This is a genomic window from Paenibacillus sp. JGP012 (assembly GCF_014203995.1).
GTDB classification, from domain to species: Bacteria; Bacillota; Bacilli; order Paenibacillales; family Paenibacillaceae; genus Paenibacillus; species Paenibacillus silvae.
In genome coordinates this window covers 111,763-126,927 of record NZ_JACHKG010000015.1, presented here as the reverse complement: position 1 = coordinate 126,927, position 15,165 = coordinate 111,763, and the positions used below count along the sequence as shown (strand labels likewise).

12 protein-coding genes are annotated in these 15,165 nt (G+C 47.0%); all 12 read right to left on the bottom strand.

Annotation, left to right across the window (positions count from 1 at the left end; translation table 11 throughout):
- Positions 1–101: 101 nt before the first annotated feature.
- The 12 genes from HNR77_RS18420 to HNR77_RS18365 all read right to left on the bottom strand — a co-directional run bounded on the left by HNR77_RS18420 (position 102) and on the right by HNR77_RS18365 (position 15,060).
- Positions 102–548, bottom strand: coding sequence for a MarR family winged helix-turn-helix transcriptional regulator (locus HNR77_RS18420; RefSeq protein WP_184187428.1), 447 nt, complete (start codon positions 546–548; stop codon positions 102–104).
- A gap of 229 nt (positions 549–777) precedes the next feature.
- Positions 778–3,240, bottom strand: coding sequence for a DNA gyrase subunit A (gyrA, locus tag HNR77_RS18415; protein ID WP_184187425.1), 2,463 nt, complete (start codon positions 3,238–3,240; stop codon positions 778–780).
- Between the two features lie 12 nt (positions 3,241–3,252).
- The gene (gene parE, locus HNR77_RS18410; protein WP_111271337.1) at positions 3,253–5,232 is read right to left on the bottom strand and encodes a DNA topoisomerase IV subunit B; all 1,980 of its coding nucleotides are present in this window, start codon (positions 5,230–5,232) and stop codon (positions 3,253–3,255) included.
- A 75-nt stretch (positions 5,233–5,307) separates the two neighbouring features.
- The gene (locus HNR77_RS18405) at positions 5,308–6,297 is read right to left on the bottom strand and encodes an ABC transporter permease (RefSeq protein ID WP_111271338.1); all 990 of its coding nucleotides are present in this window, start codon (positions 6,295–6,297) and stop codon (positions 5,308–5,310) included.
- Positions 6,290–7,255: an ABC transporter ATP-binding protein gene (locus HNR77_RS18400; RefSeq protein ID WP_184187422.1), complete on the bottom strand. Its 966-nt coding sequence runs from the start codon at positions 7,253–7,255 to the stop codon at positions 6,290–6,292. The genes HNR77_RS18405 and HNR77_RS18400 overlap by 8 nt, the downstream gene beginning before the upstream one ends.
- Entirely contained in the window at positions 7,256–8,131 is an 876-nt protein-coding gene (locus HNR77_RS18395; protein WP_184187419.1) for a GDSL-type esterase/lipase family protein, read from the bottom strand.
- Between the two features lie 233 nt (positions 8,132–8,364).
- Positions 8,365–9,099 carry a CAP domain-containing protein gene (locus HNR77_RS18390; RefSeq protein ID WP_397367087.1) on the bottom strand — a complete coding sequence of 245 codons (735 nt, stop codon included), beginning with the start codon at positions 9,097–9,099 and terminating at the stop codon, positions 8,365–8,367.
- A gap of 167 nt (positions 9,100–9,266) precedes the next feature.
- Entirely contained in the window at positions 9,267–9,725 is a 459-nt protein-coding gene (locus HNR77_RS18385; RefSeq protein ID WP_184187413.1) for a GNAT family N-acetyltransferase, read from the bottom strand.
- Positions 9,715–10,902, bottom strand: coding sequence for a formate-dependent phosphoribosylglycinamide formyltransferase (gene purT, locus HNR77_RS18380; protein ID WP_184187410.1), 1,188 nt, complete (start codon positions 10,900–10,902; stop codon positions 9,715–9,717). Before purT ends, HNR77_RS18385 begins: the two co-directional genes overlap by 11 nt.
- A 262-nt stretch (positions 10,903–11,164) precedes the next feature.
- A complete protein-coding gene (locus HNR77_RS18375; protein ID WP_184187407.1) occupies positions 11,165–12,178 on the bottom strand; it encodes an NAD(P)/FAD-dependent oxidoreductase in 1,014 nt (337 codons plus the stop codon).
- Positions 12,179–12,243: 65 nt separating this feature from the next.
- On the bottom strand, positions 12,244–13,263 hold the full coding sequence (locus HNR77_RS18370) for an ABC transporter substrate-binding protein (RefSeq protein ID WP_184187405.1): 1,020 nt from the start codon (positions 13,261–13,263) through the stop codon (positions 12,244–12,246).
- Positions 13,264–13,395: 132 nt separating this feature from the next.
- On the bottom strand, positions 13,396–15,060 hold the full coding sequence (locus tag HNR77_RS18365) for an AraC family transcriptional regulator (protein WP_184187403.1): 1,665 nt from the start codon (positions 15,058–15,060) through the stop codon (positions 13,396–13,398).
- Positions 15,061–15,165 lie beyond the last annotated feature (105 nt).

Genomic DNA, 15,165 nt, shown 5'->3' with positions numbered 1-15,165 from the left:
GTTCAAATGCATCGTTACTGCTACCCTCAGTCATCAAGAAAGAGCGCATGTTCATCACAGTACCGCAATGTGTACACCAGTGTACCTATCTGTAATTGGTTTTAAACCGAGCTGGTTAAAGCTGGCTCCTGTACTTGAGTTTTGGGTGTTGTCATTTTTCCAAGCAAATACACTAACAATTGTTGATTGTGCATCGAAATGTTGCTAAGAACCGAATTCATAAACTCATTGCGAATGGTAACGCCTCGTTTCGTTTCCATTCGGCCCTTGTCCGAGAGAGAGACCCAGACAATCCGTCTGTCCTGATCATCCCGATCCCTGCAAATGAGGCCGTTTTTCTCCATACGATCAAGCAGCATCGTTACTGCAGCAGGGGTAGTCGCCAGAAACGGAATCAGATCGGACGGTTTCATCTTCTCATGATCCTCCAGCACTTCCAATACTGCGAGCTGCGCCTCTGTGAGAGAAGGCGCCAGTTCCTGATCCATATGCAATTTATAATCCTTCGTTAATTTTGACCAGCATTTGGCAAAATCAGAATAATACATTGAACATCACTCCTCCTGGCAACGATTTATCTGTTCATTAGCTTAACTTTTCGCGGTTTGAAGCCGCATTCCTGCTGCATTTTTTCAATTTCCCAGCGATCGACCGCAATCGACGAAGGTTGTTAAACTTCGCTTGAACACGCGCTTCAAAGCCGCCTTGGAACAACAAAAAAAGACTCTTTGCCCGACATAATAAGCTATGTCTGCGAAGAGTCTTTCTGAGATTAATTTATACTGCAGCTTCTGGCTGATTTTCATTGAAGTCCGGGATCAGCTCGGTAATTTCATCCTGCTTATCCACGGATACGAGCAATTTGCCTATATGCTTCCGTTCAGTCAGTGGCACACTCTCTGAAGAGATGGAATGAGCATGCCCTTCTCTGGTCATGACAGTCAATTGGCGCTGTTCTCTGCAATAGAATGCACCTGCTATTCGGCTTCCATTCGGCTTGACACGTTTACCTTCCTTGAATTCAAACGTAGCCAGACCTTTGCCTCCACGGCTTTGCAAGGCATAGTCGAGCAGTAAGGAACGTTTACCATAGCCCAGATCAGACAATACAGCAATTTCGCCCTCTTCTCCTTCGACCCACAGCGCAGAGACAACTTCATCCGTTTCTTTAAGCTGAATACCGCGAACACCGCCAGAGACACGTCCCATCGGATTGACTTCATCCTCACGGAAACGAATGGCCATCGCTTCTTTGGTGATCAGCATAATGTCTTTACCACCTGTGCTCAAATGTACAGATAGAACTTCATCGTCCTTACCTACCTTACAGGCGGCAACTGCACCAGAACGTTTTGTAACGTACTCCTTGAGCTCGGTTCGTTTCACCTGTCCCTTACGTGTCACAAATACAAGGCTGTGATCCGGCTCTTCAAAGGATTTGACGGCCAGCACACTGGCAATCCGATCATCCTTCGCCAGTGGAATCACATTAACAATCGCTGTGCCAGGATCTTTCCACTTGAATTCCGGCACCTGATGAACCGGCAGGAGGAAGTATTGCCCTTTTCGCGTAAACACAAGCAGGTTCTCGAGTGTATTCACATCCAGCACCTGGGAGATGTAATCCCCCTCTTTCACACCGCTGGCGCTTCGTTCGCCGCCGGACCGTGTGAAGGACTGCATACTCGAACGCTTCACATAACCCTCTTTGGACAGCGTTACCAATACATCCTCTGCATTGACCAGCACTTCAAGATTCACCTTGAGCTCTTCTACCTCGCCCTGAATTGCAGAACGGCGGTCAATCCCGTACTTCTCCTTGATCTCCAGCAATTCCTTGCGAATGACGCCAATCAGCTTGCGATCACTCTCCAGAATAGAACGCAGCTGTGAAATTTTCTTCATAAGCTCATCCAATTCTTTTTGCAGCGCATTAATCTCCAGATTCGTCAAACGATACAGCTGCAAGGTAAGAATGGAGTCGGCCTGACGCTCCGTGAAACCAAACATCCAGGTGAGATTGTTCTGGGCGTCCTGACGATTCTTCGACGCTTTAATTGCCGCAATCACTTCATCCAGAATGTTAAGAGCCTTCACAAGCCCTTCAAGCACGTGAGCGCGATCCTCTGCCTTTTCCAGCTCATACTTCGTCCGGAAGGTCACAACTTCACGCTGATGGGCAATATACGCTTCCAGAATGGCCTTCAGACCGAGTTGCTGCGGTGCTTTGTTCACAATAGCAACCATATTGAAGTTGTAGGTAACCTGAAGATCGGTTTTCTTGAGCAAATAAGCCAGAATGCCTTGGGCATCCGCATCTTTTTTCAATTCCACCACGATTCGCAGACCTTCACGGCCGCTCTCGTCACGAACCTCTGCAATACCCTCAACCTTTTTCTCCAGACGGATGTTCTCCATTGTGGTCACCAGACGTGATTTCACAACCTGATACGGAATCTCGGTAATCACAATCTGCTGCTTGCCGCCGCGCATGTTTTCGATATCGGTTTTGGAACGTATGTAGATTCGTCCTTTACCTGTCCGATAGGCATCCAGAATGCCGTCGCCGCCCATAATTAATCCACCTGTCGGAAAATCGGGACCTTTCATAAACATCATAATTTCGTCCAGCTCAATAGACGGCTTTTCCATTACGGCTATGCAAGCATCAATCGTTTCACGCAAATTATGAGGCGGAATCTCCGTAGCAAAACCGGACGATATGCCGCTTACGCCATTGACCAGCAGATTCGGATAACGGGAAGGCAGCACCACGGGTTCTTTGGCTGTATTATCGAAGTTATCCTTAAACAGCACCGTGCGTTTCTCGATATCACGCAGCATCTCCATCGCAATGGACGACAAGCGGGCCTCCGTATACCGCATAGCAGCAGCCGGATCATCATCCTGTGACCCCCAGTTACCGTGTCCATCCACAAGCATGTGACCCATTTTCCACGGCTGAGCCATACGTACCATGCCCTCGTAGATGGAGGAGTCCCCGTGAGGGTGATAATTACCCATAACATCCCCGACGGTTTTGGCAGACTTGCGGTATGGCTTTTCCGGTGTATTGCCCGAATCGTACATCGCGTATAAAATACGGCGCTGTACTGGCTTTAATCCGTCCCGTACATCGGGTATTGCCCGGTCCTGAATAATATATTTAGAGTAGCGACCGAAACGGTCACCCACGACCTCTTCCAGAAAGGCCGGCATAAATTGTTCTGATAGACTCATTCCAAGCACCTTCTATTCTTCGTACTCTGTAAAGTCAACATTCTCTACGATCCAGCGTTTGCGCGGGTCCACTTTATCCCCCATCAGCGTGGATACACGACGCTCTGCTTTGGCCGCATCCACGATCTCCACCTTCAGCATCGAGCGTGTCTCCGGATTCATCGTTGTTTCCCACAGCTGGTCCGGGTTCATCTCGCCCAAACCTTTATAACGCTGCAGCTCGACATTGTTGCCGAATTCTTTCATGTAGTTGGCAAGCTCCTCATCCGTCCAAGCATATCTTACCGTAGCCATTTTGCCGGATTTGCGAGTCAGTTTATATAAAGGCGGCTGCGCAATATATACTTTACCTGCATCAATCAACGGTTTCATGTAACGGTAAAAGAACGTAAGCAGCAGCACCTGGATATGTGCACCGTCCGTATCGGCATCCGTCATGATAATGATTTTAGAATAATTGCTATCTTCTACAGCAAATTCCGTACCAATGCCCGCCCCGATGGCCGCTGTAATCGCACGATACTCTTCATTTTTCAAAATATCCGCCAGCTTGGATTTTTCCGGATTCAGCGGTTTTCCCTTCAGCGGCAAAATAGCCTGAATTTTGGAATCACGCCCTTGCTTGGCCGAACCGCCCGCAGAGTCTCCCTCTACGATAAACAGCTCATTACGTGTAAAATCCTTCGACTGCGCTGGCGTCAGCTTGCCGTTCAAGTTGGAGCTCTCGCTGCGCTTTTTGCCCGAACGCATCTCGTCACGGGCTTTACGTGCAGCTTCTCTCGCCTTGGACGCCTGCACAGCTTTGCGAATCAACGTCTGTGCTACCTGCGGATTCTCTTCCAGGAAACGCTGTATATTGTCAGACACAACCGAGTCCACTGCGCTCCGTGCCGTAGCACTGCCAAGCTGGTCTTTGGTCTGGCCGACAAATTCGACCTCCGACATTTTGACACTGATCACAGCCATCATGCCTTCACGCAGATCATTGCCTTCCAGGTTTTTATCCTTTTCCTTAATCATGCTGGTGCGGCGGGCGTAATCGTTCATCACACGGGTATATGCCGCTCTGAATCCGGTCTCATGTGTTCCGCCGCCGCGGGTAGGAATGGAGTTAACAAACGAAGCAATCGTCTCGGTATAACCGGCGTTGTACTGAATCGCAATCTCCACCTCGATGTCGTCCTTCTCCGCATAGAAGTGAATGACATCATGCAGCACATCTTTATTTTCGTTCAAATATTCGACAAACTGGCTTGCGCCGCCCTCATACATGAATTCGTCCTGATGGCCCGAACGCTCGTCTTTTAACACAATTTTCAGACCTGAATTCAGAAAAGCAATCTCCTGAAGACGCTCGGCAAGCGTATCGTAATTCAGCTGAATACCGTTTTGAAAAACACGAATATCCGGTTTAAATGTTACTTTTGTTCCAGTTCGATTCGTATTTCCGATCACTTCAAGCCCCGAAACAGGTTCTCCAACATGCTCGACACCCTTTTTATCCTGCCAATATTCGAAACGCTGACGATGAATTTTGCCGTCCCGGAAAATTTCGACTTCAAGCCATTCCGACAACGCATTGGTGACCGAAGCCCCTACGCCGTGCAGACCCCCGGATTTTTTGTATCCTGATCCGCCAAACTTACCGCCTGCGTGCAAAATCGTAAACACGACCTGGGGAGTAGGAATCCCTGTTTTATGTATGCCTGTCGGAATTCCCCTTCCGTTATCCTGAACCGTAACAGAACCGTCCTTGTGCAGCGTGATATCGATTTTGGAGCAGAATTTGGCAAGGTGCTCATCGACAGCATTGTCCACGATCTCCCATACCAAATGATGTAGACCTGAAGTACTGGTGCTGCCGATGTACATCCCTGGCCGTTTCCGAACCGCTACCAGTCCTTCAAGTACTTGAATGTCGTCCGCGTCGTAGCCCGAGGCAACTTGCCCTCCGCCTGTCGAACCTGCCGACACATCGATTTGCTCGACCATTCATGCTCCCCCTTCTTAACTGAAACTACAAACTTGCCTGAAATGCAAACAGATGTTTTCTTATCCTTGTCCATTTTAATTCAAGATATCCCGTTTCGTAAAGACAAGGAATGATACGATGAGTGATGCAGCACCCCAAACGCCAAGTACAATCAGGGAAAAACCGAGATTCATGCCTTCAATTGGCGGCAGTCCGCCGGACAAATAATCAGGCAGTTCAAGGTTAACCATAAATAAATATTTGGCTGATTCCCATGAAGCTGCCATGTTCGTCAGAATAGTTCCAGCAATGAGCGAAGCCATCATAATGACGATGCTTGCGGCTGTACTCCGCACCAGCACCGAAACCATAAATGCCAGCATCGCCACAATAATGCTCACAAACCAGATTAACCCCGCCTGCATCAGCATATACTGCCACTGACTTACCGCATGTACTGCCGACATATCCACATCCGTGCCAACGACTTTGAAACCCGTGAAAACAGGCATTCCAAAGCCCTTGTAACCAAAGACCGCCCCCGATATCGCGTAACAGATCACATAAGCAGATACAACGATAATGGAAACAAACATAATCAGCGTAATCAGCTTGCTGAGAAGCACCTTCCAACGTCTGACTGGACGGGTCAGCAGCATCTTGATCGTGCCTGTTGTTCGTTCACCCGATACAAGGTCCGAAGCAATCGCCATAATCAAAAGAGGAATAAACAAACCTACCGCATTGTTCATAAACTCCCTCGTAAACGTTACACCACCAGGCTCTTTAGGGTTTATATTGTTTTCCAGATAATATTGCATCTGCTGAATATAAACCGTTCTATACTTTTTATATTCCTCAGGAACACGATCACTTCCCAGTGAATTCTGGTTGTCCGTGATCGCCTGCTGCAATTCAAGCCGCCAGTCACCGCCGAACTTGTCACGGTTATTTTGAGCTGATTTCATCTGAGCATACGTGAACATCGGTACAAGTATAGCCAGAACGATGAAAATAATATAAAGACGTTTCTTCTTCACCATCTTGATGGTCTCGTTACGGATCAGCGGCATGATATTATTCAATGGATTCACCTTCTGTCATTTTTAAAAATAATTGCTCAAGGGTAGGCTGAATCCGCTGCACACCTTCAACCTGAATGCCTGCTTGTACCATCTGCTGCACCAGTTCGGGAATCAGCTCTTCGTGCATCTCGGCAACAACCGAATTGGGCCCGAGTCCTGCAACAATGGTGTCATCCATCACATCACCTGGCCGATCGATTAGTGTGATCCCTTGATCGACCAGCATCTGGCGACCTGATTCAAGCGGCGTAAGATGCCAGATTGCCACTTTGGAATGATCCTCGATCAGTTCGTTGACACCGCCAACAGCCAGCACACGGCCTGCACTGATTATCGCAACTCTGTCACACAGGAGCTGAATCTCGCTTAACAAGTGGCTGCTGACAAATACCGCCATGCCCTCGCTGGCAAGCTGCTTGATAAACACCCGCAGTTCTTTGATTCCCTTCGGATCAAGGCCGTTCGTCGGTTCATCCAGAATAAGCAATCGAGGTCTGCCAAGCAAGGCCTGTGCAATGCCTAGTCGCTGACGCATACCAAGAGAATACGTTCTGACCTTATCATGAATTCGCTGATCCAGACGTACAATGTTAACCACTTCCTGAATACGGTCATGGTCCACACCAGGCTGCATCCGGGCAAAATGCTCCAGATTCTCCCACCCGGTCAAATATGTATACACCTCGGGATTTTCAACGATGGAACCAACATACTTCAGCGCACGCTCGGGATCGCGGTTTACGTCGTAGCCGCAAACCGATATTTTGCCCTCCGTAGGTTTGATCAGATCGACAAGCATACGAATCGTCGTTGTTTTCCCTGCCCCGTTTGGTCCAAGAAAGCCAAAAATCTCGCCGGGCTTCACATCAAACGTGACATCTTTAATAATCCATTTTCGTCCGATCTTTTTCTTTAGATTTTGTACGGACAGGACCGAATCATACTGCTGCTCTGCCATCTATTTCGAGCCCCCTTTTGCAGGTTTTTCTCCCTGATACTCCTGTGCAATACGCACTGCCATCTGCTGATATCCTTGTGCATTAGGGTGAAAATGGTCAGATGACAGATACTCATCCAGATGATTTTCAAACAGATCAAAGGTCGGTACAAGTGTCATTTTATCTTCATTATTCAAAATACTCATCGCCGCTTCGTTCCAGGCAGCAACTACTGCGTTACCCGGCTTCTCCAGCTCTTTAACATTGCCAAACGGATTGTATAATCCGATATACAAGATCTGTGCTTCAGGATTAATTGCCTTCACCTTCTTCAGAATTTCCTGCAGCCGTTTCGATGTTTCGGGCAGCGCAGCAGCCAGCTTTTCGGCAGTTGGCGGGTCCTCGCCCTGAAGCACCTGTCCGCCCTGGAACAGATCATTCGCACCGATCGAGAGCAAAATAAAGTTGGATTGCTGCAGGACATACTTGACGCCTTGCTCATCCAGCTTTTTTAACAACGCATCTGTTCTGAGCCCGTTCACACCCAGATTATTAAGCACCTGTACATCGTAACCCTCATCTTTGAGCAGATTACCCGCCCTTCTTACAAAGCCAAGCCCTTCATCATCCCCTGTGCCTCTGGCAAGAGAATCACCGATGACGGCCATGCGAATTTTCCCATCCTCGACAATCGCTTTACTGCCGCCATTTTGATCCTCGGAAGCCGGACTGGCAGCCTGCTGTCCATCATTTAATTTTGAATCCCCTTTAGGGTAAATTACATCTTTTATGGCGTAACCAAATCCAAACAGCAACAGCAGCGTTGCCAAGATGGATATGGTGCTTACACTTCGCCAGATCCAGGGAGCTGAATCCAGATTTTTGTTCTTTTTCATGCATCACATCTCCAGTCAGGTGTGTAAAATGTATAATAGCTTTACTCTAAAATGACCCTATTCTAAATAACATAAAACTTCTGTCGTGAATTTGCAAATTTTGCGCAGTATTTAGAAAGCCATACAGAATTCTGGTCGAAAACTGGTAAAAAGCCATATCCCACAAAGCATACGCTAAGTGAAGATATGGCTTTTTATTATGACGTTATTTATAGAATATTCATTTTCAGCTCTTATTTACCGATAAACTCTTGAGCCCAGTATCCGTTGTAATAACCCACACCGATATGCGTAAAGTTTGCATTCAGAATGTTTGCACGGTGGCCCGCACTGTTCATCCAGGCTGTAACGACTTCTTGCGGTGTCTTTTGACCTTTGGCGATATTTTCACCTGCATAGCTATAAGTTACCCCGAACTGTTTCATCATATCAAACGGAGAACCGTAGGTTGGGGACTGGTGATCAAAGTAGTTGTTGTTGCTCATATCTTTCACTTTGGCTACAGCAACCTTGTCCAGAAGCGCGTCGGAGGACAGCGCACCCAGGCCTGCTTTGGCACGTTCAGCGTTGACCAGTTTCACCACTTGTGCGGCAAAATCGGATTGTGTGCTTGTTGTACCGTTATTGCCTGTGCTTGAAGGATCTTTGGCAGGTGTTGTTGTTGTCGGTTTTTCTTGTTGTGCTGGTGTGGCAGGTTTGCTTGGCTGAGCAGGAGTTGTTGTTTCAGGCTGTTTAGCAGGTTTCTCCGTTGTTGTTTGTCCATCAGCAACAGTGTAACCATTCTGCTTGAGCCACGCCTCAATATAAGCTTTCAGACTATCTGCATTCAAAACTTTATACGAAGTTGTCGTAGTTGCCGTCTTATATGTTGAATCTGCAGCAGACGCGGAGGCAGGAAGCATAATCCCTACGGCAAGCACAGCTGTCAGACTACCTGTCACAACGGTTTTCATCCAGTTCTTCTTCAAATTATTCATCTCCTCAAAATTTAATTGTTACAACTTTGTAATCATTACTCTTGCAGTATAACAAGCTATGAGGAGAATGTGAACCCGCAAATACTGGAAAAATGACTTTTTTGTAATAAAAAAAGACACTCAGCCAGGTTTGCACCCTCTGAATGTCTTGTCATCTATTATAAAAGAACTTTACTGAAGCGATAACCTTTCTTCTGGAAGCCGATATGCTCATAGAATGAATAGGTTGTTGAGGTCACTTCACGATTGGCACCTGTGACAAATAATTGTTTACCGCCTTGCTGTTTGCCCCAATCTTCAGCACGAGCCATCAAACGACGAGCAATTCCACTGCCGCGATGCTCCTGACCAACGATTAGAGATGTTATCTGTGCAGCAGGCTCAGGGTAGGCATGACTTTGAACACATTGCAAACCAATCACACCAATAATCTGTTCATCCACTTCGGCAACAAGCATGCACGCGTTGGGATTGCTCTCCAAACTTTCAATGCGCTCTTTCATTACATTGGTTGTTGTCGGATAGCTGACCTCTCGCATTAATCCCGTTACCGCTTCAGCATCTCGCAGCTCACACTCTCGGATCATCAATACAGGGGCCTCCACATTATTGGACATGATTTACCTCCACTTTCAGCATATTTGCGGCTTGAACCGCTGTTTTACGAGCTTCTTCCACATCTGTTCCAGCACTTAATGCTACAGCCATCCGGCGCCCGGCTTTTGTTTCAGGCTTGCCAAACACACGAACCTGAGTACGAGGTAAAGCCAGTGCCTCTTCCATTCCACCAATGGTGAAATCCGTTGTTTCAACATCGGCCTTCAGCGTTGCCGAAGCTCCCGGTGTCAGCAGATGTACTTCTGTGACGGGAAAACCAAGAATTGCACGCACATGAAGCGCAAACTCCGAGCTGTCCTGCGTTACCATTGTGACCATACCTGTGTCGTGCGGACGCGGTGAAATTTCACTGAATACAACACCATCTGCAGTCAGGAAGAGTTCAACACCAAAAAGTCCATATCCTCCAAGCTCATCGGTCACCGTCTTCGCAATATGACAGGCTTGCGTCCATTGCTCCGATGTCATCGCATGAGGCTGCCATGATTCGACATAGTCCCCATCCTTCTGAATGTGACCGATCGGCGGACAAAAAACAGTTCCCGATACCGATCTGACGGTAAGCAATGTAATTTCACTCTCGAACTTCACAAAGCTTTCCACAATTACGCGCACGGATTTGCCGCGAGCTCCTGAAAGTGCAAGATCCCAGCACTTCGCTGCGTCTTCCGGTACGTGACAAACACTCTGCCCTTTACCGGATGAACTCATGAGCGGTTTAACAACACATGGTGTTCCCAGTTCACGAATAGCTTCCTGAAGCTGCTCCAGACTATCCGCAAAAAGATAAGCTGCTGTAGGAAGGTTCAATTGTTCGGCCGCCAGACGACGGATGCCTTCGCGATCCATAGTTAAACGGGCAGCACGGGCCGTTGGTACGACACAAAAGCCTTCTTCCTCGAGTTCAAGCAGTGCCTCTGTTGCAATGGCTTCAATTTCAGGTACGATGTAATGCGGTTGTTCCTTACGGATCAATTGTTTCAATGCATCGCCATTCAGCATGTCGACACAGTAAGATCGATGAGCGACCTGCATCGCTGGTGCGTTCTCGTAACGATCAACAGCAATCGTCTCCACGCCCAGACGTGCAGCCTCAATCACGACCTCTTTACCCAATTCTCCGCTGCCAAGCAGCAGCATTTTTTTGGCTTGAGCCGAAAAAGGAGCACCCCACATGTTCTTTCCAATCCTCCCAAAGAGAAATCTTCTATATCTGTCTCTCTATTTTCGGGGTTTTGGTTAAAGATTGCAAGAGTGCTCCCTATTTTTCTTGTGAATTTTACAAGATTTTTTGTGTTTTTTCGATCAATTTTTACAAATTACATTTCTTGATTCGTCACTCCTTCCATTACTCCCAAAATTAAGGATATAAAACGAATAAGCATTCTTATTCTAATACAGCTATTGATTAGAAGATTATGATGAGCCTGTCGGCTTGTTACAGTGCACGATTTTTCTCCCGAAACAGCTCATTATGGGAGGAAACATAGGCCATTCCCGCAGCGTTAGGCTCCAGAAACCTTTTTGCACTGTTGACCGCAACAATCGCATCATTAAAAGCACCTGCAATCAGCCGCACTTTACCTTCCCGCGTCGCGCAGTCTCCTGCTGTAAAAATACCAGGCACACTGGTTTCAGCCAACTGATTCATAACCAGCATTCCTTCTTGCATATCCAGACCACAGCGGGCGAGATTGCTGACATGACTTGTATACCCGTGACTTACGATCACTTCATCCACATCAAGTCGGATCGTTTCTCCTGTCGCTGAATCCGTTATGCCAACCTGATGAATACGCTGTCCGTTACCGTAAAAACGTTCAATGTAACAGGGCGTTCGTACATCTACTTTCTTCTTCATCTGACTCACATTATGCTCCATAGCGCGAAATGAATCCTGTCTATGCACCAGCGTTACCGAGCAGGCCTGTTCTGCAAGTTCAAGCGCCCAGTCTACGGCACTGTTGCCACCGCCGGAGATCAGCACTTTTTTTCCGGCAAAATAATCCAGGTTCTGAATCGTATAATGCAGATTGCTTCTCTCATAATCCTGTGCGCTATGGATATCCAGCTTCTGCACTTCGGCAACACCTCGGCCAATGGCTACAATTACGGTACGTGTATAGTGTGAATCACCCGTATCGGTGTGCAACGCAATAACCCCATCATGCAAATGATTAAACGTATCTACTGTTTGCTTCAGCACAACTTTTGGTTCAAATGTACCAGCCTGATCAACAAGATGCTCAATAAGCTTGGCACATCTCATAGGCGGAAGTCCGCCAACGTCCCAGATCGTTTTATCCACATACGTCAGCAAAAATCCGCCCAGTTCGTCTTTACCCTCAATGAGCTTCACTTTCATCTCGCGCATGCCAGCGTAGAACGCCGCATACAATCCTGCCGGACCACCGCCGATAATCGTTAGATCATATACGTCCTGATTATGCATTACAGACACATCCTATTCCTGTTCTGACCATTATATCTGCTATCATATGATTGCTCGTATACAAGTCAGTTCTTCTCTTCAAATGCAGCAACAATATCATCAATGACATAATTATCAGCCAAGGGGGCCATGCCCAGATTAAACCACTCCTTACCCCCTACGAGGTATACGTGATTTTCTTTGACAGCCTTCAGATTTTTCCAGATGGATGTGCTTAACAATTCCTCATACTTTTTCTTGATCTGCGGGTTTTCGTTATCATCGAGCTGAATAATCAGATGATCCGCATCATATTCAGGCAGCACTTCCATTGAGATCGATAGTGAAGCTTCACTTTCAGGGAAATTACTCAAAGGTTTCAAACCGAGCCTTTTATGAATGAAGGCACCACGCGAGAGATTAGGACCATTCAGAATGATTTCCTTCTCCATTACTCTCACATACAATACGGTCTCATCCCCAATCAGGCTGTGCAGCTTGTCAGCTCCCTGCTTCTCATGCTGCTCCAAATCGGCCATGACCTGCCTAGCTTCAGCCTCCTTGCCAAGAACGGAGGCGATATCCTGCAGCTCCTCAGGCCATTCCTCACGCTCAGGGAGCAGTACGGTTGGTGCGATGCGAGAAAGTTGCTCATAATCCTTTTTGGACCACCAGGAGGGAGCCAGAATCAAATCCGGGTTAGCGGCAAGAATCATTTCAAAATCCGGAGTCTTGGCAATCCCCATTTTTACGGTGCTTGCAAAAGGCTCCTGCAAATATTTCGGGAATTCTTCATGATAATTTTGTACGGCAACCGGCACAATGCCGAGCGCATATAACAGTTCCGGATATACAACCGATAAGCCAACTACACGCTGAGGTGACACAGGAATTGTAATCTCGCCCATCTCTGTTTGTACGACCTTGACCTGATTCATATTCGACTGTTCCGTGTCATTTGTACTTGTATTGGATGCAGCTGCAGGGGGCTGACTTGCACCGCCCTCTCCTGAACCAGACGCTTCGGGCGCGGCAGCCTGTCCACATGCACTGAGTAATAACAACAATAAAATAACTCCTGTAAATACCCCGTATTTCAACTTCACTTCTTATGTACCTCCTATATATGAATCAAAATGTGATCGCTACTAATCAATAATAATTATCATTATCAATTAGATATAGGAGTAGTATATTAAATATCTGTGCCGCAAGATACTGACGATAACGACTTTATATTATGGACGATGTTGCCACAAATCTAACACTTCGTCCAGCATCAGATCGTGAGTAAAAGCAGTATATTCCAGCAGAACACCTGAATGCATCATGCGAATAGAGCCCTCTTTGGCCGCTTTGGTAGCCTGCCATATCTCGGAGTTGCTCAGTTTATGCCAGGTCTGTCTGGATGCAGCATTTTCACCGACAATGACTACTGCCCTATCTATGACGAGAGGTGTCAGATCACCTAGATCCCCCATGTGCAGATGCTGCTTCTCCCAGATATGTTCTATGCCTTCCGGGGCCTTCAGCTTCAGATCCGTATAGAAAACGGAAGCAATCGTGTGTGGACCCATCACCTGAATGCAAGCTTTCTGAATGCTGATGACAAGCAGTGTGTCCTTGCGAATCTGCTCAGACAGCTGTGAGCGCAGGACAGCTGCCTTTTGCTCATACCTTTGCAGCCAAACCTCGGCAGCAGGAGACAGATTCAGACACTCGGCAGCAGTTCTAAGATGATGACGCCAGTCTCCATTCGACTTTGAAAGTACACATACAGGCGCCAGTGATTTTAAACGTTGCAGCATGTTATGCGACATCTCTTCACGAACGGCAACGATATAATCGGGACGAATCGTCTCTAGCTGCTGCAGGACATCTTCCTCTGCTTCATCAAGAGGCGTAATTGTATCTGTTTCGTATTTGCGCCTGTAATATGCCGTCCATGGATGATTCGCTCCTGCTGCGCAGGGGATGACCTGGAGTGCCAACAGTGTGCCGATCGCTAGTGGATGAACAGCCGCAATACGCTGTTTGCTGTTACGAATAAACGTGGCGGGTGGAACACCCGAAATTTGTTTGAATTTTCGGCGGAAATACATTTCGTCCGAAAATCCAACACAGGTCGCAATCTCCTTGAGCCTAAGGCTATGGTCATTCCTCATCATGATCTGTGCCTGCTTGATTCGATAGATTGTCAGATAGTCTACTGCGCTGCAGCCGTATCTTTTTTTGAACAAACGCATGAAATGACGTGAGCTCATCCGTGCAGCCTCAGCCATATCCTGAATCGTTATTTTCTCCATATAATGCTGTTCGATATAATGCTTGACCTGCTCGATCGGCAGCCGTATATTCTGTGTTTCGACATGAAGCATATCATGGAACATCAGATATAACAGCTCCTGGAATCGAATCTGACCGTAATACCGCTTCAGTCCTGCCTCACACCGGATGAACGCCTCAATGTCCTGGCACAACAAACGGATTACGGCTGGCGAGCTGCAGCTTATTTCACTATTATTGCTTTGCATATATACTTGTTTCATCATTTCATGTACGGATGTGCCAGTCATTTTGCTATTTGATGTAACACTAAATTTCATCAGGTACAGCCCGCGATTATCTTTTCCTTGAAACGCCGCTTCCACTAACTGCCCAGGTAAACCGATATAAAAGGCTGCACTTCGGAGTTCAATAAATTGACCATCTATCGTCAGCCACCCTTCACCACTCGCTGCAAAAAGCAGCATGTAACTTTCCAGAAAATGTTTGCCCAGCCTCCAACCAGCCTCAGACTGGCTTGCCGATGCTGTTTGTAGCTCCGATAAACTAAAATGCACTTGATCTAGCACATCAAAAATAGAATGTGGAATGACCTGTTCGGTACCTTTGTTCCGCATGCTGTTCCTCCAAACGTCTCTGTTGTCTATCCTATATTTAAAATATAACATATTTTACTTTAATCCTTTTGTGGTCAGGAAAACATGATTCCTGATGGAAGCTGA